Source organism: Streptomyces sp. DSM 116793, from assembly GCF_057320905.1.
Genome location: NZ_CM170494.1, coordinates 180350 through 205427 on the forward strand (window position 1 = coordinate 180350; position 25078 = coordinate 205427).

Annotated in this window: 22 protein-coding genes; 15 read left to right on the forward strand and 7 right to left on the reverse strand. The window is 72.0% G+C overall.

Features of this window, described 5'->3' with window-relative positions; genetic code table 11:
* Positions 1-59 precede the first annotated feature (59 nt).
* The gene (locus ACSMXW_RS00770; protein WP_485803140.1) at positions 60-1529 is read right to left on the reverse strand and encodes an MFS transporter; all 1470 of its coding nucleotides are present in this window, start codon (positions 1527-1529) and stop codon (positions 60-62) included.
* A gap of 108 nt (positions 1530-1637) precedes the next feature.
* On the opposite strand from ACSMXW_RS00770, the gene ACSMXW_RS00775 reads away from it, so the two are divergent.
* The 11 genes from ACSMXW_RS00775 to ACSMXW_RS00825 all read left to right on the forward strand — a co-directional run bounded on the left by ACSMXW_RS00775 (position 1638) and on the right by ACSMXW_RS00825 (position 12515).
* Positions 1638-2492 (forward strand): helix-turn-helix transcriptional regulator, encoded by an 855-nt coding sequence (locus ACSMXW_RS00775; protein WP_485803141.1) that lies wholly within the window; start codon positions 1638-1640, stop codon positions 2490-2492.
* Positions 2493-2946: 454 nt separating this feature from the next.
* On the forward strand, positions 2947-4101 hold the full coding sequence (locus ACSMXW_RS00780; protein ID WP_485803143.1) for a pyridoxal-phosphate-dependent aminotransferase family protein: 1155 nt from the start codon (positions 2947-2949) through the stop codon (positions 4099-4101).
* 508 nt (positions 4102-4609) lie between these two features.
* Positions 4610-5509 (forward strand): 4-hydroxy-tetrahydrodipicolinate synthase, encoded by a 900-nt coding sequence (dapA, locus tag ACSMXW_RS00785; RefSeq protein WP_485803144.1) that lies wholly within the window; start codon positions 4610-4612, stop codon positions 5507-5509.
* 14 nt (positions 5510-5523) lie between these two features.
* The gene (locus ACSMXW_RS00790) at positions 5524-5907 is read left to right on the forward strand and encodes a cupin domain-containing protein (RefSeq protein ID WP_485803145.1); all 384 of its coding nucleotides are present in this window, start codon (positions 5524-5526) and stop codon (positions 5905-5907) included.
* Entirely contained in the window at positions 5907-7145 is a 1239-nt protein-coding gene (locus ACSMXW_RS00795) for a hypothetical protein (RefSeq protein WP_485803146.1), read from the forward strand. Before ACSMXW_RS00790 ends, ACSMXW_RS00795 begins: the two co-directional genes overlap by 1 nt.
* On the forward strand, positions 7145-7615 hold the full coding sequence (locus tag ACSMXW_RS00800) for a VOC family protein (protein ID WP_485803148.1): 471 nt from the start codon (positions 7145-7147) through the stop codon (positions 7613-7615). The genes ACSMXW_RS00795 and ACSMXW_RS00800 overlap by 1 nt, the downstream gene beginning before the upstream one ends.
* A 207-nt stretch (positions 7616-7822) precedes the next feature.
* On the forward strand, positions 7823-9004 hold the full coding sequence (locus ACSMXW_RS00805; protein ID WP_485803150.1) for a hypothetical protein: 1182 nt from the start codon (positions 7823-7825) through the stop codon (positions 9002-9004).
* A gap of 66 nt (positions 9005-9070) precedes the next feature.
* Positions 9071-9391, forward strand: a complete 321-nt coding sequence (locus tag ACSMXW_RS00810; RefSeq protein WP_485803152.1) for a putative quinol monooxygenase — start codon at positions 9071-9073, stop codon at positions 9389-9391.
* Positions 9392-9552: 161 nt separating this feature from the next.
* Entirely contained in the window at positions 9553-10011 is a 459-nt protein-coding gene (locus ACSMXW_RS00815; protein WP_485803153.1) for a VOC family protein, read from the forward strand.
* Between the two features lie 131 nt (positions 10012-10142).
* Positions 10143-10706 carry a thioredoxin family protein gene (locus ACSMXW_RS00820; RefSeq protein WP_485803155.1) on the forward strand — a complete coding sequence of 188 codons (564 nt, stop codon included), beginning with the start codon at positions 10143-10145 and terminating at the stop codon, positions 10704-10706.
* A 267-nt stretch (positions 10707-10973) separates the two neighbouring features.
* Positions 10974-12515, forward strand: coding sequence for an MFS transporter (locus ACSMXW_RS00825; RefSeq protein ID WP_485803157.1), 1542 nt, complete (start codon positions 10974-10976; stop codon positions 12513-12515).
* Here the strand turns inward: ACSMXW_RS00825 and yczE are convergent.
* The 6 genes from yczE to ACSMXW_RS00855 form a co-directional block, all read right to left on the reverse strand.
* Complete coding sequence (gene yczE / locus ACSMXW_RS00830) at positions 12471-13316, reverse strand: membrane protein YczE (RefSeq protein ID WP_485803159.1); 846 nt, start codon at positions 13314-13316, stop codon at positions 12471-12473. The two genes, ACSMXW_RS00825 and yczE, sit on opposite strands and share 45 nt — an antisense overlap.
* Before the next feature lie 277 nt (positions 13317-13593).
* A complete protein-coding gene (locus tag ACSMXW_RS00835; protein WP_485803161.1) occupies positions 13594-14814 on the reverse strand; it encodes an MFS transporter in 1221 nt (406 codons plus the stop codon).
* Between the two features lie 59 nt (positions 14815-14873).
* Positions 14874-15278: a GNAT family N-acetyltransferase gene (locus ACSMXW_RS00840; RefSeq protein ID WP_485803163.1), complete on the reverse strand. Its 405-nt coding sequence runs from the start codon at positions 15276-15278 to the stop codon at positions 14874-14876.
* A complete protein-coding gene (gene purB, locus ACSMXW_RS00845; RefSeq protein ID WP_485803165.1) occupies positions 15265-16557 on the reverse strand; it encodes an adenylosuccinate lyase in 1293 nt (430 codons plus the stop codon). Before purB ends, ACSMXW_RS00840 begins: the two co-directional genes overlap by 14 nt.
* Positions 16554-17285, reverse strand: coding sequence for a class I SAM-dependent methyltransferase (locus ACSMXW_RS00850; RefSeq protein ID WP_485803166.1), 732 nt, complete (start codon positions 17283-17285; stop codon positions 16554-16556). The genes purB and ACSMXW_RS00850 overlap by 4 nt, the downstream gene beginning before the upstream one ends.
* A gap of 13 nt (positions 17286-17298) precedes the next feature.
* On the reverse strand, positions 17299-18882 hold the full coding sequence (locus tag ACSMXW_RS00855; protein WP_485803168.1) for a phosphotransferase family protein: 1584 nt from the start codon (positions 18880-18882) through the stop codon (positions 17299-17301).
* A 470-nt stretch (positions 18883-19352) separates the two neighbouring features.
* Here ACSMXW_RS00855 and ACSMXW_RS00860 point away from each other — a divergent pair, with 470 nt between their 5' ends.
* From ACSMXW_RS00860 to ACSMXW_RS00875, 4 genes are read left to right on the forward strand one after another with little or no spacing between them, the layout of a single operon-like run.
* On the forward strand, positions 19353-20978 hold the full coding sequence (locus ACSMXW_RS00860; protein WP_485803170.1) for a hypothetical protein: 1626 nt from the start codon (positions 19353-19355) through the stop codon (positions 20976-20978).
* Positions 20971-22413 carry an amidase gene (locus ACSMXW_RS00865; RefSeq protein ID WP_485803172.1) on the forward strand — a complete coding sequence of 481 codons (1443 nt, stop codon included), beginning with the start codon at positions 20971-20973 and terminating at the stop codon, positions 22411-22413. The genes ACSMXW_RS00860 and ACSMXW_RS00865 overlap by 8 nt, the downstream gene beginning before the upstream one ends.
* Complete coding sequence (locus tag ACSMXW_RS00870) at positions 22410-23948, forward strand: type I glutamate--ammonia ligase (RefSeq protein WP_485803173.1); 1539 nt, start codon at positions 22410-22412, stop codon at positions 23946-23948. The genes ACSMXW_RS00865 and ACSMXW_RS00870 overlap by 4 nt, the downstream gene beginning before the upstream one ends.
* Positions 23926-24954 carry a GNAT family N-acetyltransferase gene (locus tag ACSMXW_RS00875; protein WP_485803175.1) on the forward strand — a complete coding sequence of 343 codons (1029 nt, stop codon included), beginning with the start codon at positions 23926-23928 and terminating at the stop codon, positions 24952-24954. The genes ACSMXW_RS00870 and ACSMXW_RS00875 overlap by 23 nt, the downstream gene beginning before the upstream one ends.
* Positions 24955-25078 lie beyond the last annotated feature (124 nt).

A 25078-nucleotide genomic window follows, 5' to 3' on the forward strand; every position in this document is an offset into this window, starting at 1 on the left:
GACGACACCCGCCCCGGAGCCTGCCGCTGCCCGGTCGTCCACGGCGGTCCGGCTCGTCGTCAGCGGCGGGCTTGCCGGCGGCCGAGGCCGAACAGGCCGTAGCCGATGAGCAGCGTCGAGGTGAGGACCAGCAGGGCGTCCAGGCCGAAGCCGAGGTGGAGTCCGCCGATCATCGCGGTGTCGAAGTCCTTCCCGGCGGCCTCCAGGGCACCCACGCGGCCGGCCAGGATCGCGCTGAGGATCGGGATGCCGATGGTGATGCCCAGTTGCTGCGCACTGGTGATGAGGCCGGTGGCCAGGCCCTGTTCGTCGTCGGACAGGCCGGAGGTGGCGTTGATGCCGTAGGAGACGACGGCCGACATATGGCCGAAGGAGGCGAGGCAGAGAACGGTGACGGCCAGCCAGACGCCCTGCCGTGCCCCGATGAGCAACAGGCCGGAGGTGAAGACGGCCTGCACCGCGAGACCGCCGGTGAGGGTGGCGCGGGCACCGATCCGGGCGACCACCTTGGAGGAGAGGATGCCGGTCGCCGCCAGCACCACGCCCTGGGCGCCGAAGACCAGCCCGGTCTGCAGCGACGACAGGCCGAGCACCTCCTGGAGATAGAGGGTCAGCAGGAAGATGACCGAGCTCATCATCGAGAAGGTGGTGACACCGCCCAGGTTGCCGAAGGCCACGGTGGGCCTGGCGAGCAGCTTGAGGGACACGAGCGGTTGCTCGGCCCGCGACTCGACGACGACGAAGGCCGTCAGCAGCAGCACGCCCAGCACGATCGAGACGATGACGTCGGTCCGGCCGAAGCCCTGGTCGGCGGCGGTGGACATGGCGTAGATGATCGAGAGGAGGCCGCCGGTGACGGTGATCGCGCCGGGCACGTCCAGTTGGGGCCGTTCGGTGCTGCGGCTCTCGGGCAGCAGGAGGGGGGCGACGACCACCAGGACCGCGCCGGCGGCGGCCAGCAGCCCCATGGTGGAGCGCCAGCCCAGGCCGCTGGTCATGACACCGCCCAGCAGCATGCCGATGGTGTAGCCCAGCGACAGCACCGTCCCGTTCACGGCGAGGGCCCGGTTGCGCTGCGGCCCCTCCGGAAAGATCGTGGTCAGCAGCGACATGCCGGTCGGGATGACCGCGGCGGCGCCGAGACCCTGGAGCGCGCGGGCGGCCAGGAACACCCCCGGACTGCCGGTCAGCGTGGCCAGGACGGAGGCGGCGGTGAACACCGCGATGCCGCCGAGGAAGAACGTGCGGCGTCCGAGCAGGTCGGCCGCCCTGCCGAAGAGCAGCAGGAAGCCCCCCGACGGGAGGGCGAAGGCGGTGATGGCCCACTGGAGTCCGGCCTGGTCCATGCCCAGGTCCTTGCCGAGGACGGGCAGCGCCACATTGAGGATGGAGAAATCAAGCGAAATGATGAACTGAGAGGCGCACAGTACGAAGAGGACGAGCTTCGCGCGGGCACCGAGGTGGCCGGAGGCCGGCCGAGCGGCATGCTCGTCGCCCGCCCTGCCGGTCGATGAGGGTGCTGTCGTCATGCCCGTAAGGCTCCTGAGGGCACGGGCGGAGTGGGGAGCCCGTGGTGCCACTGGTGTTCCCACCACCAGGTACGGAGGGATCGAGGCGATGAAGGGGAGAGAACCGGAGTGCCCAGGACAGGCGAGATCGGCCGCCGGAGTGAGCTGCGCGATTTCCTGCGGAGCCGCCGTGCGCGGATCAGCCCGGCGGCGGCCGGGCTGCCCGAGAGCGGCGGGCGGCGGACGCCGGGGCTGCGCCGCGAGGAGGTGGCGGTGCTCGCGGGTATCGCCCCCTCCTGGTACCAGTGGCTGGAGCAGGGCAGGGAGATCAACGTCTCCTCGCAGGTCCTGGACTCGGTGGCCCGGGTGCTCAGGCTGGACGAGGTGGAGCGGCGGCACCTCTACACGCTGGCCGGGCTGAATCCCCCGCCCCTGGAGGGGAAGCCGGCGGTGGCGTACTGCGAGGGGCTGCAGCGCCTGATCGAGGCATGGGGGCCGAATCCGGCGGCCATGCTCGATCCCCGCTGGAACACGGTGGCGCAGAACGAGTCGGCCCGGCTGGTGTTCGGCATGGACCGTGCCGAGCGGAACTGCCTGGTGGCCTTCTTCCGCGATCCGATGTTCCGCAATCGGCCAGCGGCGTGGCAGAAGGCCGCTCCGGCGGTGGTCGCGGCGTTCCGTGCGGCGGCGGCGCTGCAACCCGAGGACGGGGACGTCAGGCGAACCATCAGGGAACTCAGTGCGGAGAGCCCGGATTTCGCCGAGCTGTGGGCGCGCCAGGACGTCGGGGCGGCCGGTGTGGTGATGAACGAGGTGGAGCACCCCGTGGTGGGCACGCTCAGTTTCGAGACCAGCCAGCTCCGGATGCCGGCCAGGCCCGATCTCACGGTTGTCCTGTACAACCCCGTGCCCGGTACGGATACCGCGGAGAAGGTGCGGTGGCTTTTGTCGTCCGACTCCGAAGCGGCGCTGACGGCCGGTTGACCGGCCGGTGGACGAGTCCGGCCGGAACTGCCCCTGTGGACCGGCGCATTCCGCGTGACTTCCGTGGCCTTTCGCGCGGCTCCCCGCGCCCTTCGGGCACCGGGCCTCTGCGGTCGCAGGGCGGCGCCCGCAGGGGAAGCGCGTGAACGACCGCCACCGGCCGGGTGGCCGCTACACCGCCGGGGCCGGCCCCGAGCACCGGTGCGGGCGCTACCGTGTCCGCACCCTCGACCAGAGAACCGCATATTCTCGCGCACGCGGCCGTGGCCTGCCGCTTTTCGCTGAGTGGAACGGAAAGGACGGGTGGGCATTGCGGACCCATCGCCGGTATGCCAGTGTTCTGCGTGTCAGTGGGAACACTCCGTTCAATAGCCGCTCCGGCCCTTGTGGAAGCAGGCTGTAATTCTCTCCTCGTAATGCCGTGCGGCGGTTTTCTGAGCTCGGGGGAATCACGATGTTAGACGCCGACATGTTCACGCCCGGGCCCACTCATGTGCCCCTCGGCGTGCGCCTCGCCTCAATTGCGAAACTGACCCACCACCGGACTCCGGAATTTCGGAAACTGTACGACAGGATTCACAGCGGACTTCAGGCGCTCTTCGGCACCGGCGGTCAGATCCTTGTGCTGCCGGCCTCCGGAAGCGGCGGCATGGAGGCCGTGGTGGCGAACCTCGTCGCGCCGGGCGACGACGTCCTGGTACTCGCGGCGGGCAAGTACGGCAGGCGGTGGGCGGAGCTGTGCCGCACCTACCGGGCCGAGGTACGGGTGCACGAGGTCGCCGACGGGGCGACGTTCGACGCGGCCGCGGTGGAGGCCGAGCTGGCCCGGCACCGGCCCCGGCACCTCTTCCTGACGCACTGCGAGACCTCGACCGGGGCGCTGCACGACGTACGGACCCTGGCCGGGCTCGGCCGGCTCTTCGGGGCGACCGTCGCCGTGGACAGCATGACGTCCGTCGGCGTCGAGCCCTTCCACATGGACGAGTGGGGGGTGGACTTCGCCCTCACCGCCTCCCACAAGGGCCTGATGAGCCCGCCCGGGGTGGCCTTCGTGGCGGTCGGTGACCAGGCGTGGGAACGCGTCAGGCCCTCCCAGGGCTACTCCTACTGGAACTTCCACGTGCTGCGGGCCAGTGCGCGGGACAGCACCGTGCCGAACACTCCCGCCAACGCCGGTCTCTTCGCCGTCAGCGCCGCCCTGGACGCCATCGAGGCCGAGGCGTTGACGAAAGTGTGGGAGCGCCATGCGCACGCCGCCGCGGTCTGCCGCGCCGGTGTCGCCGCCATGGGGCTCGAACTCTTCCCGTCCGCGCCGCCGTCGAGCGGCCTGACGGCGGTCCGGCTGCCGTCCGGCGCGCGGACCGACGGCCTCGTGACCGAGCTGTACCACCGCTTCGGCCTCCGTATCGCCGGGGGACAGGGCGGGCTGAAGGACAAGATCATCAGGATCGGCCACATCGGGGCGGTGGCGCCGCTCGATCTCCTGCCGGTGCTGACCGCGCTGGAGATCCTGCTGGTGGAACGCGGTGTGGTCGAGAAACCGGGGGCCGCCCCCGCGGCCATGGCGAGCGCGCTGTGGGAGCGGCTTCCGCGCCGGGTGGCCGCCTGATCGGCGGCGCGCCCACCTCCTCTTCCCGCGCCCCTGCCCAGGTGCTCGCGCCCCCTCTCCGTCGTCATCGGTCACCCCCGCGTCCTCCCGCGCCCGGCCTCGTCCCCGGGCACGCCGGTCCCGGGGCCCACCGATCGTGCTCCGTCCGACGTCCTTCCGTCCTTCCGTCCTTCCGTCCTTCCGTCCTTCCGTCCGACATCCTCCGTTGCCCCGTCCGACATCCTCCGTCCGACATCCTGCGGTGCCCCGTCCGACATCCTCCGTCCGATGTCCTCCGGTGCCCCGTCCGACATCCTCCGTCCGATGTCCTCCGGTGCCCCGTGCGACGTCCGTCCGTGCTCCATCCGGACTTACCTCCCGTGTCCCGTCTGTCGTCTCCCTGTCTCTCCGCGCCGTCCGTTCCCTCCCGTCTCCCGCATCTCGCCGTTCACCCCGCTCCGCTCTGCCCCGACGCGCCGTTCCGCCGACCGGTGGGCGCCGGTGGGCCCTCTCATCGACAGGAGTCCTTGTGATCAGTAAGAGCACCAGCCGGTTCGTCGGCGCCTACACCACGCTGCTGACGCCCTTCCAGCCGTCCGGCGAGCTGGACGAGCAGGCGCTGCGCCGGCTCGTCGACTTCCAGCTCGACAACGGCGTCACCCGGTTGTGCCCGAACGGCGTGACGGGCGAGGCGGCTGCCCTCACCGACGAGGAGAAGCTGCGGATCACGGAGATCTGCGTCGAGCAGGCCGCCGGCCGCGCCCTGGTCATCCCGGACATCGGGACCGAGAACCTGACCCGCACCATCGAGCTCGCGAAGAGGGCCGAGGCGCTCGGTGCCGACGCCGTGCTGGCCTTCACGCCCTACCTCGACCCGCCCACCCAGCGCGGCCTGGTCGAGTACTTCCGGAAGGTCGCCGACTCCGTCGGCATCCCGCTGCTGATGCACAACCTGCCGGGCCGCACCACCGTGGACACCTCCCCCGAGCAGATGGCCGAGCTGGCGGCCCACCCCAACATCGTGGGCGTCAAGGAAGGCAACCAGGACGTCGTGCGGCTGCGCCGGGTCCTCCACCTGGTCCGCGACGCCGACTTCGTCGTGCTGTCCGGCAACGACTTCACCGCGCTGCCGGCGCTGCTGTTCGGTGGGCACGGCCATGTGTCGGTCGCGGCGAACGTGATGCCCCGGCAGAGCCGCTCCATCGTGGAGGCCGCCCTCGCCGACGACTTCGTGACCGCCAGGGACCTCTACCTGAAGTTCGCGGAGTTCTACCGGGCGATCTACTTCGCGACCAACCCGATCGCGCTCAAGAAGGCCTTCTCGCTGGCGCACTTCGACGTCGGCGAGCCGCGTCTGCCGCTCACCCCGCTCGCGGAGCACCGGATCGGCGAGCTGGAGACCATCATGAAGTCCTGCGAGCTGCTGTGAAGGCGGACGAGTCGATGAATCCCCTGATCGATGTGGACGCCCTGACGCAGTCGGTGTACGGCGGAGACGTCACACGGGCCCTGCTGTACACCACGACGGACAGCCCCGGAACCCGGGTGGTGCGGGTGGCCATGGCCACCACGGAGCCGGGTCGGGGCGGGCAGTTGCACCACCACCCCAGGACCGACGAGACCTATTTCATCGTCTCCGGCCAGGCGGAGCTGGAGTTCGACGGGGAGATCCACCAGCTGGGCCCCTCCTCGTGCGTCCGCATTCCGCGGGGGACGAAGCACCGGATCCGCAACACCGGCTCGCAGACGCTCCGTTATCTCGCCTTCCACATCGGTGACGCGGACTTCCAGGGTGCGGTCGAGCACGTGAAGGCGGCCACGACCTGATGAACGTCGTCATCGTCGGTGCCGGCAAGGCCGGCTCGCTGCACTACCGCGCCTACTCCAGGCTGGCCCGTTCCGGCCGGCTGGACCGGGCGCGGATACGGTTCGTCGACCACGCCGGGCGGGCCGGCGGCGAGCTGGCCGCCCTGCTGGCCGCGGACGGCCTGCCCGAGCACGTGGTGACGGGCCGTGCGGACCTCACCGGGGCGGACCCGGAGTCGACGATCGTCGACCTGTGCCTGCCCAGCCGGAGCCTGGCCCCGGCCCTCGTGGAGTGGTGGCGCGCCGGGTACCGGAGGTTCGTCATCGAGAAGCCGTTCCTGGTCGCTCCCGACCTCGTCGACGAGGTGGGCGAGGTCCTGGCGTCGTCGGCGGCGGTGCTGGTGCGCAACTACCTGCACTCGCGGGTGCACACCACGGTGCGGGACCTGGTGGCCCGCTACGACCTGAGCCCCATGCTGTGCGTGACCAACTTCTCCAAGGACCGGCGGGCGGACAGCCTGCGCCGCAGGGGCGCCTCCGGCTCCGGTTCGCCGACGGTCTTCGAGGTGGAAATACCCCATCAGCTGTACATCGGCGCCGACCTGACGGGCGAGGTGCGGTCGCTGGAGCACGTCGAGGAGACCGACCTGGGCGTGCGCGGCGGGGAGCGGCTGCGGCTCGGTGAGGGGGTGCTGGTGGGCCGGGCGGCCTCGGGCGCGTCCTTCATCCACTACTCGAACCTCCGCCACCCGACGATCGTGCGCAGTCTGGACCTGTTCTGCCGGGACCAGTTGTCGATCCATGCGACCTACGCACCGATCTGCGAGGAGTTCACGGACATCAAGGCGGGCGTCATCCTCAGCCGCGGGGACACCGTGCTGGCCAAGCACCTGTTCACCGAGGACGACAACATGCTGGGGATGATGTCGCACGCGTTCGAGACGCTCAGCGGTGACGCCGGCGCACGGGTCGACTTCCAGCGGGTGCTGCACGACAACACGGTCATCGCGTCCGCCGTCGCCGGCGGCGGTCACCACCTGCGGGCCCCGGCCCCGGTGCGGGGCGACGCGCTCCAGCAGTGGGTCCTGTCGTCGTTCCGGATGGGTCTGGAGGCGGGCATCGGACGCTCGTTCCTGGCCCATCTCGAACAGCGTCAGCGTGAACGGCTGACAGGAGTCCTGCCCGCGCTCGCGCCCTCCGCCACGCGTCCTGTGGCGGACCCGGCCACGGCCCCGCTTCCCGAAGGAGCGCTGGTCTGATGGCGATCGATGTGAGCGCACTCCTCCATGTGGCCGTCGTCACCCGGGACATCGACCGGATGGTGGCCTTCTACCAGGACCTGCTGGGGGCCTCGACCGTCAAGGAACTCAAGCTGACGACCCCGGTCTTCGGGGCGGGAGTCGGCGTCCCGGGCGCCACCGCACGCACCGTCCACCTGCGGATCCCGGGCGCGGAGACCATCGTCGAGCTGACCATGTACGACGAGCACCACCCCGCGGCCGACCCCCGGGCCCCCGCCAACGCCCCCGGCCTGCGCCACCTGGCGCTGCGCACCGCCGACATCGAAGCCGCCGCGGCGCAGCTGCGGGAACTGGACGTCGACGTCGTGGGCGGACCGGTCGAGGTGGACGAGCCGGCGAGCGCGCGCGGGACCAGGTTCCTGTACTTCCGGGACCCCGAGGGGAACCTCATCGAGCTGATCCAGCCGCCGGCCCGGCCGGGCACCTGACGCAGCGGGCGCGTTCGGGCCGTCCTCTCGGCGGCCCTCTCGCCCGCGGCACCGGGCAGCACGGGTCCGCCTCGAAGCCCCGGTACACCGCGCAGCCCGCCCGCACACGGTGCGGTCAGCCCATACCCGCCGCGGCCCGACGCTCCACCCCACAGCCCCGCGTACACATCAAGACTCCACCGGCACACCGCGAAGAAGGAAGAAGGCATGAAGACAAGCGCTGTCACTCGTACGTATGACGGAGACTGGGTCGAGATCGGCGTCGAGGTGACCAGCGACGCGAGGCCGTCGGAGCCCGACCGGCTGTGGTACCGGATCGAGCGCCGCCACGAGCCGCTGCTCACCGACACCATGGACCCGTTCGCGCTCGCCACCCTGTTCGTGGCCATGCGCACCGGGGAGCACCTGCACATCGGCGGCGGGGTGACCGGCACGCTGCTGGACAATCTCGACGAGTTCCAGGCCGCCTGGCTGCAGTGGCGCCCCGAGCGGTACCACCGTGTGACGGTCACCGCCGAGGAGGAGCTGCCGGACCGCGAGGGCCCCGACGACCGGTCCGCGGTGCAGTCCTTCTCCGGGGGCGTGGACAGCCACTTCTCCACGATCCGCCATGTGTCGAAGGACGCGGGGCGGTCGTCCCTGGAGCTGACCGGTGCGGTCATGGTGCACGGCTTCGACATTCCCCTGACGGAGCGCGAGGCGTACGAGAGCCTGCGGCAGCGCAGTGCGCCGGTGCTGCAGAAGGTGGGCGTGGAACTGATTCCGGTCGTCACCAACTTCCGCACCCTGTGGCACAGCGACCTCAGCCACTGGGAGGACGCCTTCGGAACGGGTGTGACCTCCGTGCTCACCCTCTTCAGCGGCGGGTTCCGGCACGGTGTGGTCGCCAGCTCCGAGCCGTACGCCTCGCTGCTGCTGCCGTGGGGCTCGAACCCGGTGACGGACCCGCTGCTCTCCGGCGGGCGGATACGCATCCACCACGACGCGGCCGGCATCGACCGGAACGAGAAGGTGGCGGGGCTGGCCCGGCTGTGGCCGGAGGGCGCCGACAACCTGCGGGTGTGCTGGCAGGGCCAGCAGAAGGACCGCAACTGCTGCCGCTGCGAGAAGTGCATCCGCACCATCCTCAACTTCCGGGTGAGCGGCAGCCCGGTGCCGGTCTCCTTCCCGCACGAGGTGACGGACGACCACATCCTCAGCCTGCGGGGGCTGTCCGAGGCCCATGTGAACCCGCTCCGTCAGATCCTCGCCACCGCGCAGGCGCGGCGTCTGGAGGAGTCCTGGGTGTCCGCCCTGGCGGACTGCATCGCGGCCAACGAGGAGGAGATCGCCCAGGGCGTCTCGTACGAGGGCGGTTTCCCCCTGCTGGCCACCGATGGCGGCCGGTAGCCGCGGGCCCGCCGCCGTGGCCGTACCCACGGCCGTGACCGGACCTACTTCCGAGGAGGGGTGTGCGTGTACGCAGTGGTCGCCCGGTTCGAGGTGAAGCCCGAGTCGGTGGAGGAGTTCGACGCCCTGGCCCACTGGCGGATCCAGGAGGCCGCGGCCAGCGAGCCGGGGCTGGTGGCGTACGCCATCCACCGGGTGGACGGCGAGCCACTTGCCCGGGTGTTCTACGAGATCTACCGGAACCGTGAAGCGTTCCTGGAACACCGTGCCACCCCCCAGACCGCCGAGTTCCTGGCCCGGCACCCGCAGTACGTCCAGGGCCCGCCGCGGATGGAGTTGCTGGAGCCCGTGCACACCGCGGGCCGGCTCGGCGAGGCACCCGTGTGACGCCCTTTCCCCGGCCGAGCACGGGTGTGGCGCCCCGGGCCGGCCGGGTGCCGGGTAGTGCCCCTCCCCCGGCCGAGTACCCGCGAGCACCCGGGCGACGGCCCGTTCCACCCCCACCAGACAGCCGCCGGCAGGCAGCAGGCAGCAGGCAGGGAGACCTCATGGCCACCTTCACGCCGCACCACATCGCCCTCACGGTCCACGACCTGGACGCCTCGAAGTCCTTCTACGGGTATTTCGGTTTCCGGCTCGTGGCCGAGTGGAGCAAGAGCGACAAGTCACTGACCATCGCCCACCTGAGGAAGGAGGACGGCTTCGTCCTGGAGCTGTTCCACTACGCCGACGACGGCACCCGTCCGCGGCCCGTCTTCACGGTGGGCAACAACCTCCCGGAGATCGGGGTGAAGCACCTCGGGTTCAGCGTGCCCGACCTGGAGAAGACCCGTGCGGAGATCGTCGCGGCGGGCATCGGGGACGTGACGGGCATCGCCCGGGGGCGCACGCTCGTCGACTACTTCTTCGTCCTCGACCCGGACGGCATGTACGTCGAGGTCGTCCACGACTCGCGCGACCTGGACCCGGACGCTCCGCTGCTGCTCTCGGACGCGCCGCAGGACTGACCGGGCACACCGTCACCGCCCGCGCCGGGCCGTGCGCGCCGCACGGGCCCGCACGGCCGCCTACGGGTCCGCGCGGACCCGCACGGACCCGGCACGGGTGCTCCACGAACCCCCGCAGAAAGGCCCTGACCATGCCAGTGTCCTCCTTCATGGTGCCCCTCGGCACTCCCGCTCCTGAGCTCTCCCTGCCCGCCGTCGACGGGGCCGGGCAGGTCCGGCTCGCGGACTTCGCCGGTGCACCCGCGCTGCTCGTCGCGTTCCTGTCCAACCACTGCCCCTATGTCCGGCACGTCGAGAAGGCACTGGGCGAGCTGGCCCGGGAGTTCCCCGACTGCGCGGTGGTGGGGGTGTGCGGCAACGACGCCGGCGTCTCACCGGACGACGCCGTGCCGGGCCTGCGGGCCCAGCTCGACCGTACGGGGTGGGACTTCCCCTACCTCGTCGACGCGGACCAGTCGGTCACGCGGGCGTACCGGGCGGCCTGCACGCCTGACTTCTTCCTGTACGACGCGGACCGGCGGCTGGCCTACCGCGGTTCGCTCGACGACTCGACACCCGGTAACGGCCGGCCGGTGACCGGAGCCAGGCTGCGCACCGCGATCGGGCATGTGCTGGCCGGCGAGGCGGTGCCCGAGCCGCATCACCCGAGCATGGGCTGCTCGATCAAGTGGGCCCCGGAGAACGAGCCGGCCTGAGCCGCCGCGACCGGCCACCGGGCTGCCCGGGCCGCCATCCCCGTCCGCCACTCGGGGAGCCGTCCGGCCGGCTGTCCGGGGCCCTCCCCCACCCGGCCTGCTGTCCGGGCACCCCCGTCCCCTCTGCCCACGCCCCGGTCCCTGCCACCTCGGTTTCGACCCCCACGTTCCGTCACCCCCGAGTTCCGTCACCCCCCACTTCCGTCAACCACCAGCATTCGCCACGACCGGCCGGAGCCCGCCGCCGACGTGCCCGAGGAGACGACGATGGCCTACGGATCCACGCAGTTCACGGCACGTCTGGACCGCCTGCCGATGACACCGGTGCTGCGCCGGGTGATCGCCACGGTGGGCCTGGCCATGTTCTTCGACATGTTCGAGATCTTCATGTCGGGCATGCTCGCCGCCGTGATGCAGGAACGCCACCAGCTGAGCCAGACGGAGACCTCGGCGGTGATCGCCTCCGTCTTCGCCGGCATGTTCGTCGGCGTGCTCGCGATGGGCCGGGTGGCCCCACGGATCGGCCGGCGCCGGGCACTGCTGGTGGGCGTCGCGATCTACACCGTGCTCTCCGCCGCCGGGGCGTTCAGCGGGAACGTGTGGGTCCTGGTCGTGATGCGGTTCCTGGCGGGGCTGGGCATCGGGCCGGTGCTACCGCTCTCGGACGCCTACCTGGGCGACCTGCTGCCGGTCCGCTCACGCGGCCGGCTGACCGCCTGGGCGTACACCATCGCCTTCGCCGGAGTGCCGGCGGTGGGCCTGATGGCCCGCTGGCTCCAGCCCCGCCAGCCGCTCGGCCTGGACGGCTGGAGATGGCTGCTGCTCATCGGGGCGGCCGGTGGTCTGTGCGTCCTCGCGATGCGCCGGTGGCTCGTCGAGTCCCCGCGCTGGCTCGCGTCGGTGGGGCGCCTTGAGGAGGCGGAGGCCGAGCTGCTGAGGCTTGAGGACGGCCGGGGTACGGTACGGGCGGCGCCGCCCACGGTCGCGGCGACGCCCACGGGTCAGGTTGGTCCCGCCGTCCCGGCAGCGCCCACTGTTCCGGCCGGATCCGGTACGGCACCGGCCCCGGCCGACCCGGCGGGGCTCGCCGGTGCCCCCGCGCCCGTCGCGCCAGCCGCCGTGGTCCCGGCCGCCGGCGTGCCGGGCAAGCAGCGGCTCTCGCCCCTGCACCGGCGCCGGGTGGGCATGCTGGCCGTCTTCCATCTCCTCCAGGCCTTCGGCGGTTACGGTTTCGGCACCATGGCACCGCTGGTGCTGGCGGAGAAGGGCTACTCGATCGTCCACTCCCTGCTGTTCAGCGCGGTGACGTTCCTGGGCTACCCGCTCGGCTCGGTGCTGTCGGTCCCGTTGATCGAGCGGGTCGAGCGCAAGTACCTGATCGTCGCGACCTCCCTGTCGATGGCCGCCTCGGGCATGCTCTTCGGGTACGCGGACAGTGAGGCGATGATCATCGCCTCGGGCCTGGTGTACACCGCCGTCAGCAATGTCTTCTCGAACGCCTACCACGTCTACCAGGTGGAGATCTTCTCCACGGCACACCGCGTCTCCGCCGTGAGCTGGACGTACTCCGTCTCCCGGATCTGCACGGCCGCCATGCCCTTCATGATGGTGCCGTTCCTCGACTCGTACGGTTCGGGTGTGCTCTTCCTCGCGGTGGCGGTGACGCTCGTCCTGATCGCACTCGACATCGGACTGCTCGGTCCGACCACCAACGGGCTGGCGCTGGAGGAGATGAACGAGGCGCTCATCGCCCCGGGGAGTGCCTCAGGCGGGCCCGCCGTCCTGGCCCGGTCCCGGCGAGGACGGTAGCGGGCCGGCGGCCGCGGACCCTTCCGCAGTTCCGGCGGCCGGTGAGGCTTGCGGAGAGGCGACGGGCGGGGAGGCCTCCGGAGAGCCGGCGGCTGCCGGGGACCCCTCGGCGGAGCCGGCGGACGTGCGGCGCCGCACCGCAAGGCCCGGGATGAAGACCTGTGCCAGCGGTCCGATGGCCAGGGCGTAGAGGACGGTGCCGATCCCGATGGTGGCCCCCAGCAGGAAGCCGATGGCGAGCACGGTCAGCTCGATCACCCACCGTACGCCGCGGATCGAGTGGCCCCGGGCGGCCCAGCCGGTCATCAGACCGTCGCGCGGGCCGGGGCCGAGGCCCGCTCCGATGTAGGCGCCGGTGGCCACTCCGTTGAGGAGGATGCCCGCGATCAGCACGATCCAGCGCATCCACAGGGCGTGCGGCTCGGGGGACCACGTCAGCACCACGTCCATCGACGTGCCGACGAGCAGCACATTGAGCACCGTGCCGAGCCCGGGCCTGATGCGCAGCGGGAGCCACAGCAGCAGCACGGCCGCACCGATGATGTTGGTCCACATGCCGATGCCCAGGCCGACGGTGCGCGACAGGCCCTGGCTGAGGGCGTCCCATGGTTCGACGCCGAGCCCCGACATGACGACCAGGGCGTCGCTGGCGCCGTACAGGCAGAGGCCGAACAGCAGTTGCGTCGTCCGCCGTGCGGGCCGGTCGGGCACCAGCGGGCGCTGCACGGCCCTGCCGATCAGGCGCACCGGACGGCGGGGCGGGGGGCCGGGGTCGGCGGCGTCGTCGAGCGTCGGTGTCATCTGTCTTCCTGGTCGAGGGGGGTGGTCGGGACGGCCAGGATGCGGCCGTCCGCAGGGGGTCGCGCAAGGGTGTCGGGCCACTCCGCCACCCTGTCGGGACAGGCGGGCACGTCCATCAGGAAGGCATCATGCCCGTACCGGGACGGCTCCTCGTGGACGTGAGAGCAGCGTGTGCCGGCCTTCGTGACCCGTTCCACGATGAGCCGGCTGTGGGCGAGGCCGAATCGGGTGACCAGGCCGCGGGGCCGGACGGCGGTCGGCGACACCGACGCCGGGCTCAGATGCGGCTTCGCGCGGGCCGCTGCCTGCTCTCCCCGAGGCCGGCGGCGCGGCCCTCCCGCCACCGGGCGACGGACAGCACCCCGAGAGCGGCGGCTTCCAGCGCGATGCCGGCCCAGGGCAGCGCGCCGGCGGACGTGGTGCCGAGCACGGCCCCGCCCACCGCTCCGCCGAGCGCCACACCGAAGTAGGAGGAGGAACTGCTCACGGACATGGCGACGGCGGGAGCGTCGACGGCACGCACCATGACTCTTTGCAACTGTGACGGCGGAATCATCCAGTAGAGCAGGCTCCACACCATGACCGCCGCCGCGAAGGCCACCGTGGTCGGCACCCTCCCGAACGGGGTGAGCCACGCGATCGCGCCCAGCGCGGCGAAGGAGACGATCACCCCCAGCACCCCGGTACGGAAGACATGGTCGCCGCCGAGGCGGTCGGCCCGCCGGCCGCCGATGGCGTTGCCCACCCCGCCGGCGACGCCCCAGGCGAACAGCAGCGCGCTCAGGGCCGCGCCGTGCAGCGGCGTCACGTCGGCGGCCAGCACCGCCAGATAGGTGAAGACCACGAAGCTGCCGGCCACCGCGCAGAGGTTGGCCAGCACCGCGAAGAGCACCGGCGGCTGCGCGGCGACGCGCAGCCGGCTCGCCATGCTGATCGGCGCGGGTCTGTCGATGGCGGGCAGGAAGACCGCGAGCCCGGCCATGACCAGCGCGCTGAGCACCGCGACCAGACCGAGCGTCAGCCGCCAGTCACCGAGCCCGCCCACCAGGGTGCCGATGGGCACGCCCAGGGCGGTGGCCACCGTGAGACCGGCGATCACCTGGGCCAGGGCGCGGCCGCGCAGGTTGTCGGGGACCACCGCGCCGGCCGTGGCCACCGCGGTGTTCATGTAGACCGCGGCGCCCACGCCGGCCAGGATCCGGGCGGCCATCAGCAGCAGGTAGTCGGGGGCGAGCGCCCCCACCGCGTTGGCCAGCAGGAAGACGGCGAGGGAGCCCTGTAGCACGGCCCGGCGGGAGAGGGTGGCCGTGGCGGTCATCAGCACCGGCGCGCTGATCGCGTAGGTCAGCGCGAAGGCGGTGACCAGCTGACCGGTGAGGGCCTCGGAGACGCCGAGGTCGCCGGCGATGAGCGGGAGGATGCCGCTGAGTACATAGCCGTCCGTCCCCACCGCGAACGCGCCGAAGGCCAGCAGCAACAGCGTCATCCTGCTCGGCATCGCGGTCCGTTCTCCTTGCCATCGTGACGAGGTGTGCGGCGGTGCCTGTCCGGTACCGCTCACTGCTCCGAATCGAGGACCCACGCCGAGCCGTGCCGGGTGAAGCCGATGTGCGGGTAGTACTCGGTGGCGGCCGGGGCGGAGAGCAGCACGATCTTCGCGCGCGGCGCGGCCTGCCGGGTCCGTGCAATCAGGTCCCGCCCGATGCCGCGGCGCTGGAAGGCGCGGTCCACGGCGAGATCACTGAGATAGGTCGTGTAGGCGAAGTCCGTCATGGCGCGGGAGATGCCCACCAGGCGGTCGTCGACGCGGGCGGTGACGATCAGGTTGGCGTTCCGGACCATGGCGGCGAAGCGCTCCTCGTCGTCCACGGGGCGGCGCGCCCCGAGGCCCGATGCCCGGTAGAGCGCCGCGACCTCCGCGACGTCGAGCCCGGCGGCATCGGCGACATCACACTTCCACATCGAGGAGTTCCTCCACACGCTTTCGGATGATCTGACGGCTCTTCAGGAAGAGCTGGGGGTCGTACTGCTCGGGCCCTGTCTCGATGCCGTGGTCGCGCAGCGTCTCGGACAGGTGGCGGTCCTCGCGCCATGCCGCGGTCGCCGCCGACTGCACCGTACGGTACGCCGTCTCCCGGTCCTCCCCCGCGGCGATCAGGTCGAGCATCACCCCGGAGCTGTGGATCAGCCCGCGGGTCAGCTCCAGGTTCTGCCGCATGCGCTCGGGGTACACCTGCATGTCCTCGATGATCCGGGCCGCCGAGGTCGCCTGGTAGTGCGCCGCGATGAGGCTGTCGGGCAGCACGATCCGCTCGACGGAGGAGTGCGCGAGGTCCCGCTCGTGCCACAGGGCGACGTTCTCGGCGGCCGCGCCGGCGTTGGCGCGCAGCAGGCGGGCCAGGCCGCAGATCCGCTCGCTCAGGGTGGGGTTGCGTTTGTGCGGCATGGCGCTGGAGCCCTGGTAGGCGCTGCTGCGGGGCTCCTCCACCTCCCGCACCTCGGTGCGCTGCAGCAGCCGCAGCTCCAGGCCGATCTGCTCGACCACGGCGCCGAGCAGCGCCACCGCGTCGAGCAGTTGCGCGTGCCGGTCGCGCGCGACCACCTGGGTGGGCACCGGTTCCACGCCCAGGCCCAGCGCGCCGCACACGTACTCCTCGACGAACGGGTCGATGCGGGAGTAGGTGCCGACGGGGCCGGAGACGGTGCCGACCGCGACGGCGGTCCGCGCCGCCCGCAGCCGCTCGATGGACCGCTGCACCCCGAAGGCGAACCCGGCCAGTTTCTGCCCGAAGGTGGTGGGCTCGGCGTGGATGCCGTGGGTGCGTGCCACGCACACGGTGTCCCAGTGCTCCAGGGCCCGGCGCGCCAGCGACGCCCTCAGCCTGGCCACGGCGGCCAGCAGGACGTCGCAGGAGGTGGCCAGCGTGTGGCCGAGTGCGGTGTCGACCAGGTCGTAGCTGGTCATGCCGTGGTGCACCCATCGCGCGGCCTCGCTCGGCATGCCCGCGGTGTAGGCGGCCAGGAAGGCGAGGATCTCGTGGTCGCGGGTCAGCTCCTCCTTTCCGACCTGTTCGGGGGTGGGCACGGGCGCGGCGCGGACGGCGGCCAGCTCGGTGTCCGTCATGGTGCCCAGCCTGGCCTGCGCCTCGCAGGCCAGGACCTCCACCCGGACCCAGGCCGTGTACCGCGCCTCGTCGGTCCACAGGTCGGCCATCTCGGGGTGTGCGTACCGGGGGATCATGCGGGCTTCCGTCCCCACAGCGCGCAGATGCGCATATTTGCCTCGACGGGTCCCCGGGCGAGGTCGGCGCGGAGGGCGGCGAGGCCCGAGCGGAAGTCCTCCTCGGGGATCAGGTGGAGCGACGAGAACGCCTTCTCCTCGAACTTCCGGGCGTCGGTCAGCTCGTAGCGGCTCTCGAACAGCTGCTCGTGCTCGAAGGTGAATCCGGCTTCCCCCAACTGTGCGACCAGCGCGGGGACCGCGTGGTAGCGCGCGAGTTCGACGTCGACGGTGGCGGGGAAGTACCGGGCGAGCGGGACGCGGTTGCGGATGATCCACTCGGAGTCGGTGGCGGTGCAGATCAGGCCACCCGGCTTGAGCAGCCGGAAGGCCCGCTCGAAGTAGCGGCCGGGCTCCCGCACATGGTGGATGACGTCGACGGAGAGGACCAGGTCGAAGGAGTCCTCGGGCAGGTCGAGCTCCTCGGCGGTGCCGGTCAGCAGGTGCAGGTCGACCGGGTGGCTCTCGGCCTCCTTGAGCATCTCCCGGGACGGGTCCACACCGACACCGCGGGCTCCCGTCGCCCGGACGACGCCCGCCAGGTGGTTCGCGGTGCCGCAGCCCACCTCCAGGACGCTGGAGGCACCGGTCAGCCGGGCATGCTCGACCATGTGCTCCACCAGCCCGGCGTACGGGCGGCGGTGGCGGGCGTACTCGGCGGCGTGCAGGTCGTAGTTCAACGTGGCCATGGGGGCTCTCTCCCTACCATGAGTACTGCTGGTGGACGGCCTTGGCGCGCTCCAGATACCAGAGGGTGTACGCGTACGTGGCGAGCCACGCGGGGCGGCTGCGCAGGGACCGCTCGTACTTCAGCCAGCCGGCGAGGGAGCAGGCCGCCCCGATGTACAGCCGGCAGCGGACCACCTCGCGCGGCTCGTCCCCGGGGCAGCCTTCGACGAGCCGCTGCTCCACGGTGCGCAGCGCGTCGGAGAACTCCGTGGGAAGACGCATCGAGCGGAGGTCGTGCGGCCTTCCTCCGGTGCCGACGGCCGCCTCCGCGCCGAAGAGCCGGTGCTCGGTCCTGCGCCTGACCGCTTCGAGGACGGCCGCCATGGGGAGCAGGCCGTGCAGCAGGGTGGCCAGGTCGAAGGCCGGATCTCCGTACCCGGCGTCGGGACGTTCGCGGCCGTCCCACACGGTGCGCGGGTCGATGAAGACGGGGCCGCCGTCGGTGCGGCGGAGCATGTTCGTCAGGTAGATGTCACCGTGTACCCGGCTGCCGCCGCGGGGCAGCAGGGAGGGTGCGACGCGGTCCAGCCACCGGGACGCCTCGGTGTAGCCGGGGACCTTCACCCCGTTCGGCAGGAGGACCTCGGCGGCCAGTGTCTCGTCGAGGTCGCAGCCGGGCAGGAGGGACGAGAAGGTGGCGCGGAACGCCGGGTGGGCACGGAGCGCGTGGAAGCGCTCGCGGTAGAGGTAGTCCCCCGCCGTGGGCTCCTCCCGGGAGGCCGTCAGGCGGTACCAGCTCTCCAGTTGCTCCAGGTAGGGCGAGAGGGTCGCCACGGCGTCGGGGCGCACCTCGGTCTTGGCGTCATCGCTGAACAGCGTCTCGATGAGGTCGGTGGGGCCCGCGGCCTCCATCAGGCTGACGGTCTGACGGCCCTCGGCGTGCACCCCGTACAACCGGGGGAACAGCGGGGGGCGGTCGATCCCGGCGAGTTCGGCGTTGGCGCGGGAGACGAACTCCGTCTCCGCGCGCATCACGTCCGACGGGCCGATCTTCGCCACGATCTCCTTGCCGGCGTTGAACTGCACCACACCGATGGAGTCGGAGCCGGGCCGGTGGGTCCGGGTGAACGTGGCGGCGGGCAGTGCCGCGGCCGTGAAGGTGCGCAGGCGGGCCGAGACCACCGCCTCGCAGACCGTGGAGACGTCCTTGTCCTCGGCCGGGTGAGCGGTCTCCGGGTCCGGGGCCCGGCCGTCCGCGTCGGCGGGCCGCAGGCACCAGCCGTGCAGCGGTCCCGACAGGAGGAACACCCCCGGGCCGGGCACGCGCGCGGGCCCGGTGCCCTCGCCGCCCGCGGCTGCGACGCCGGGCTCGGCGTGTTCAGCGTCCCCTGCGTGTTCGGCGTGCTCTGCGTGGTCGATGGCCAGGACGTGCACACCGAACGGCCGCAGCCGCTCGGTCAGCCGTGAGAAGAGCCGCCCGCCGTGACACGGCTCGACCACGACGACCGCGGGGGCCAGGGTGTCGAACTCCGGGTCACCTCTGCTGACGGACGCGTACAGCGCGGCCAGTTCGGCGGCAGAAGCCGGTCTGCCCCTTTCCTGTAATTCTCCGGTCATGCGTCCCCCATCCCGCCCGTCCCGTCGCCTCTGCATATTGCTGACCGGAGACGAGGCAGACTTCCGGAATCAGTGGTTCCCGTTGCTGGTCGGCACTGCAGGCCAATGCACTGGAGAGATCATCCGAGATCAAGGCATCGACTCCGATCCTGCACAACGTTATTTTCCACGTCAACCCTCCCCCTGAGATTCTTGTATTTGACACCTATCTCGGCAGCGGTCCCGGCGGTTATGACCTGTGTCATATTTCTCCTTGGAGGTGCCTGCGGCGAGCAGCGAATGCTATGGTTCTCCATCGGTTTGCGCCCGAATGGATGTCAACTTCCATGGACGGCGCGGAAATCCGCACGAACCGGGGGTCATGTCTCACGGTTCCCAGTCTGCCGGGGGCAACGGGGATGGTTTCCTTACGGTCCGAGGGCTTCGCACGCATAATCAAGAAAGCCGCGGAGGAGTCCAGAAAAGCAGGAGTGGTGCGATTAGCCGCGCACACCGCAATCACCCTGGACGGGCGTATTCCCGAGCGGATCGCCCGTAAGGCGATGACGAATGCGGACCGGCTGTTCCTGAACGCCCTTTGCACGGGCGACGTGCCGCTTGACCCCGCGGCGCGCACGGGCGACCTGCTGCTTCTGGACCGGACGGGCCGGGTGCGCACCGCGCTCGGGTGCACGTCGCCGCCGCCCGGCGCCGAAGTGATAGGAGCGCCGCGGTGGAGTGACGACCGGGCGCACGCCGCACGCTCCCAGCACGCCGCCCGGTCGCGGGACGACGCCGCGGAACGGGCCGAGATGCACACGTGGCTCTGTGCCCGGCCGCCCGGCGAGGTGCGGGCGCTGCTCGACCGCATCGCCCACACGGTGGTGCACATGGCCCCGGTCCTGATCCACGTCGGCGACTCCTGCTACTCGAATCTGGGCGGGTTCAGCAACCTCCCCGGCAAGTCCCTCTCCGAGCCCGACGAGCGCAGCGTCCTCACCCGGCTCGCCGGCGTGCCCGTGCAGGAGTGGTCTGCGGAGGACGCCTGCTTCGTGGCCTGCCTGAACCTCCTGCTGGACAGCGGAAGCCCGGTGCGCGCGGAGGAGTTCAACGGCGCCCAGCTGGGCCCGGCGGAGCTGGAGGCGTTCCTGACCGGCCGCATCCGGCGGTACGGCGGACAACCGCCCCGCGTCCCGGGCGCATCCCGGGGAGAGCGGCTCGCGGAGCTGGCACGCGCCTGCCGGGCGGACCGGCGGCGAGCGCAGGACTCCGGGGCGGTGTTCTACCGGCGCATCAACGGCCTGAACCTGCACAAGACCGAGCACCTGCTGCGGCCGGCCCCCGGCTACGCGGACGTGCCGGAGTCCCTGCGGTCGTTCCTCGCCTCGCACGGAATCCCCCGTGACGCCACGTCGCTGTCCGAGGCCGCGCCCGCGGTCGCCCGGCTGGCGGCCGACCTGCACGCCGCCGCACCGCCGGCCGGCTTCACCACCGCCTTCGAAGGGTTCCTGAAGGACTTCCTGAGCGCCGCGGCCGAGGCACTGGAGTCCGACGTCGCGATGGGGCGGGGCCCTCGCTCGCTGAAGCCGCTGCGCGCCGGCGCGTCCGGCGCCGACGACCCGCTCGCGCTGCGCACCGGCGACTTCTACTGCTGTGTCGTGCCGAGCGCGGACTTCGCCCGCCGGTTCGAGTCCGACCGGGCGGGCCTGGTGAAGGTCCTGAGCGCCTACAGCGCACGGATGCGCTTCAACACCTGGCACTACCTTCCGCACTCGCTCGGCGTCTGGGACCGCGAGCCCGGCCGCGCCGACTGGTTCTACGCCCCGACCATGCCCGACGTGACCGAGTGGTCGGACCAGCACCACACCGGACACGTCACCTTCGGTGTGCGGCACGCCATCCGGGTGCCCCTGGGGTTGCACTTCGAGGGCCGGTACCTGCCCGGCGTGCACGACCTGCGGGTGATGCGGGCCGCGGAGCCGCCGTACGGCATGCGGGACCTGCGCCGTGCGGTCGCCGTGGGCGGTGTCCTGGCGCTGCTGCACGACGCGATGGGCCGGTACGACACCCAGGTGAGCGACTTCGGCAACGACTGGTTCCGGGAGTTCTATGGATGACGCACTGCGCCGCGAGAGCGCCGCGGGGCTGCGGCGCCGGTACGCGGCGCGCGAGCTGTCACCGGTGGAGTTCGTGGACGCCACCCTCGACCTGGCCGACGAGCTGAACCCGTACCTGAGCGCCTTCGTCACCGTGGCGCACGACCGGGCCCGGGCCGAGGCGCGCGAGGCGGAACGCCGTATCGCGGCGCTCGGCGCGGCGGCGTGGGACGGACGCCCGCTGCTGGGCGTGCCCGTCTCCGTGAAGGACCTCACCCCCACCGAGGGCATCCGCACCACGCGTGGCTCGCTCGCCCGCCGCGACTGGACACCCGCCCACGACGCCCCCGCGGTCGCCCGGCTGCGCGCGGCCGGCGCCGTGGTCATCGGCAAGACCACCACCTCCGAGGGCGGCTGGAGTGCGGCCACGGTGAACCGCCTGGTGCCGCCGGCGGCCAACCCCTTTGATCCCGCGCGCAGTGCCGGCGGATCCAGCGGTGGTGCCGCGGCGGCCGTCGCCGCGGGGCTGGGGGTCGCGGCCACCGGGACGGACGGCGCCGGCTCGATCCGCGTCCCCGCCTCGTTCTGCTCGGTGGTGGGGCTCAAGCCCACCTTCGGCCGGGTCCCCTATGTGCCGTCGGGACCCGAGCGGCTCGCCCACATGGGGCCGCTGACGCGGACCGTGGACGACGCGCGCCTGCTGCTGTCGGTGATGTCCGGCGCACACCCGGACGATCCGTTCTCGTCGGATCCGCCGGCATCTCCGCCAGCCGTCCGCGACCCGCGGGCCCCGCTGCGGATCGGCTGGATCAGCTCTCTCGGCGCGCCCGCCGCGCCCGGCCTCGGTGAGTGCTGGCGGGCCGCCGTGGACGTACTCGACGCGCTCGGCCACCGGGTCGAGGAGATCGAGACGCCTTTCGACGACCCCTACCCGGCCCTGGTGACGATCCTGGCCGCCGCCGAGGCGGCCGGGTCGCGCCCCGAGGACGACCGGTGGGCGGACCCCGCCCGGCTGCGGATCGTCGAGCACGGCAGGCGGCTGAGCGCCGCCGACCTGCTGCGGGCCGAGACCGGGCGTGCGCACCTGCGGCAGCGGCTGCGCGCCCGCATGGCGGACCTCGACGTGCTGGTGACGGGGACGGTGCCGGTCGACCCCTTCCCCGTCGACGCCTGGCGGCCGGAGGGCCCGGCCGGCGGCGCACCGCTCGACTGGCTCGCGTGGACACCCGCCACCTACCCGTTCAACCTCACGGGGCTGCCGGCGGTCTCCGTCCCCGTCGGCCTCAGCGCGGCCGGCCTGCCGGCCGGCCTGCAGATCGTCGGCCACGAGTGGTGCGAGGCGGTGGTCCTGGACCTCGCGGAAGCACTCCAGGAGGCCCTGCCCGGCCCGCCCCTGCCTCCTGCCCCCTCCCGCCACGCCATTGCCCCCTTCGGGGAGAGAGCCGGTGACCGATGACCGATTCGCAGGTCCGCAAGGGCCGCACCGCCTACGACCGGCTGAGCACCGGCGAGCACGACTTCGTCGCGCGGCACGGCCTGTGGGACGCCCGGCAGCAGGAGGCCGCAGCGGAGCTCGGGGCCGCGCTCGACACCCTGGACTTCGTGCGTATCGTCTTCGGCGATCCGCACGGGCTCGCACGGTCCAAGACCCTGACCCCGGACGCCTTCCGGACGGTGCTGCGCAACGGCATGGATCTCAGCCCGGGGCCCTTCGTCTTCGACACCGGGCATGCCGTGGCCGTGGACTTCACCGCGGACGGCGGCGGCATCGGCGTCGGGGAGATCACCGGCGCCGGCGACTTCTTCCTCGTGCCCGATCCGCTGACGTTCCGGGTCCTGCCGCACCCGCGTGCCCGCACCGGCTGGGTCATCGGCGACGAGTACCTGCGCTCCGGCCGGCCGCACCCGCTCTCCAGCCGTGCCGCCCTGCGGCGGCTCACGGCGGACCTGGGCGAGCGGGACATGGAGTACGTGGTGGGGCTCGAGGTCGAGTGGTACCTCACCCGCCGCCTGTCGGAGTCCTTCACCGGGACGGTCGGCGGCTTCGGCATCCAGGGGGAACCGCCGGCCGTCGCCCCCGTCGACGGCGGCTACCAGTTCAACCTGGACTCCGCCACCGACGCGCTGGCCGACGTCGTGGAGCCGCTGGCCGACGCGCTGCTGAGGCTGGATCTGCCACTGCGGACCGTGGAGCACGAGTCCGGGCCGGGCCAGCTGGAGTTCACCTTCGCCCCCATGGAGGCACTGGCGGCGGCGGACGCCATGCTGCTGTTCCGCACGGTCACCAAGCAGGTGTGCGCGCGCCTCGGCCACCACGCCTCCTTCATGGCCCTGCCCGGCCTGCCCGGCTTCGACCCCAGCGGCTGGCACCTGCACCAGTCGGTGGCCCGCCGCTCCACCGGGGCCAACCTCTTCGCGGCGGCGGACCGTAAGACGCTGCTGTCCCCGTTCGGCGAGCACTTCCTCGGCGGTCTCCTCGACCATGCCGCGGCCGGTGCGCTGCTGTGCGTGCCGACCGTCAACGGCTACCGGCGCCTCAGCGGCCGGTTCTCCCTCTCGCCGAGCCGGATCGCGTGGTCCCACGAGAGCCGTGAGGCGTTCCTGCGCGTGCTGGGCGGGTTCGGCGCGGCGGCGACCCATCTGGAGAACCGCGTCGGCGAGCCGTGCGCCAACCCCTACCTGTACATGGCCTCCCAGCTGTCCGCGGGCCTGGACGGCGTCGCGCGGCGACTGTCCCCGGGCAAGCCCGCACGCGACCCGCACGGCCAGGAGCACGCCCCGCTGCCGCGCGGTCTCGAAGAGGCCCTGACGGCGTTTCAGGAGGACCCCGTCCTCCGCGCTATGCTGGGCGGCCCTCTGGCGGACTGTCTGCGACTGCTCAAGGACAGTGAGTCACGGCGCCACGCGGCGTGGCGGGCGGACACGGCGCAGGCGGACGGCGACGACACACCTCTGGACTGGGAGCATCGTGAATACTTCGAAGCGTACTGACGGGTACCGCACCCGGATCGTCCGCAGTGTCGACGACCTCGCACCGGAGACGGCCGGCCTGGCCGCCGCCGCGGGCGTGTCGGAGTTCTACTACGGTCACGAGTTCCTCGGCGCGTACGAGCGGCAGCCCATCCAGCCGGTGCGCGAGGTGCACTACATCGAGGTGCTGGACGATGCGGACCAGGTCGTCGGCCTGACACCCTGTTATGTCCAGGGCGACCCGCTGCGCGCCCTGGGCCTGGCCGAGGGCGAGCAGGCGCTCCTCAGCCATGTCTGGCACTGCTCGGACACCCAGCTCGCCAGCACGGCGCTGACGCCCGAGGTCGCGGGCCTGGTGGTGGCGGCCATGCGGCGGATCGCCGCCGGAGCGGGGCTGTCCCGCTGCGGCCTCATCAACGTGGCGGCGGACACCCCGACGGCCGCCGTCCTCGAAGCCGCGGGCCTGGCCGCGACGCCGCTGGACACCCGCTACACCGTCGACCTTTCGGGCCTGGGCGACTGGGAGGGGTACCTGGCGCACCTGCCGTCCAAGACGCGCCGGGAGTTCCGCCGCCACCTGCGGCGGGCCGAGGAGAGCGGCGTGAAGATCATCGACCGCGATCCCCACCTCCAGGAGGACCCGGAGAGCTTCCGGCTCTTCGAGGCGCTGATGGAGAACGTGGGCTCCGCCGGCTACTACAGCAAGGAGCGCTTCGCGTCCTTCCTGCGGCACACGCAGAAGGGGGCGCGGATCGTCGAGGTGGTGCTGGACGGCGAGATCATCGCCAAGTCGGTGATGTTCGTCGAGCCGGCCAAGATCCACGCCTGGGCGGGCGGCTGGGACCGGTTCGAGGACCGGCGCAAGGGCCTGCCGTTCAGTGCCTACTACCTGCTCATGGCCGGCATGCTGCAACTGGGCTTCCGGGTGGGCGTGCCGGTCTTCGAGGGCGGGCGGCGCAACGGCGCGTACAAGGTGCGGTTCGGCATGCGGCCCAAGGAGCTGAACGCCTACATGACCGACGTCTGAGCGGCGCGGGGCCACTCCTCCGGCTCGACGGCTCCGGCACGGGCGCCACCGGGGGCAGACTGGGTGCGGACCGTGCGCGACGCCCCCGCAGGGTCGTACGGTGGGCAGGCCGGTACCCGCAGGG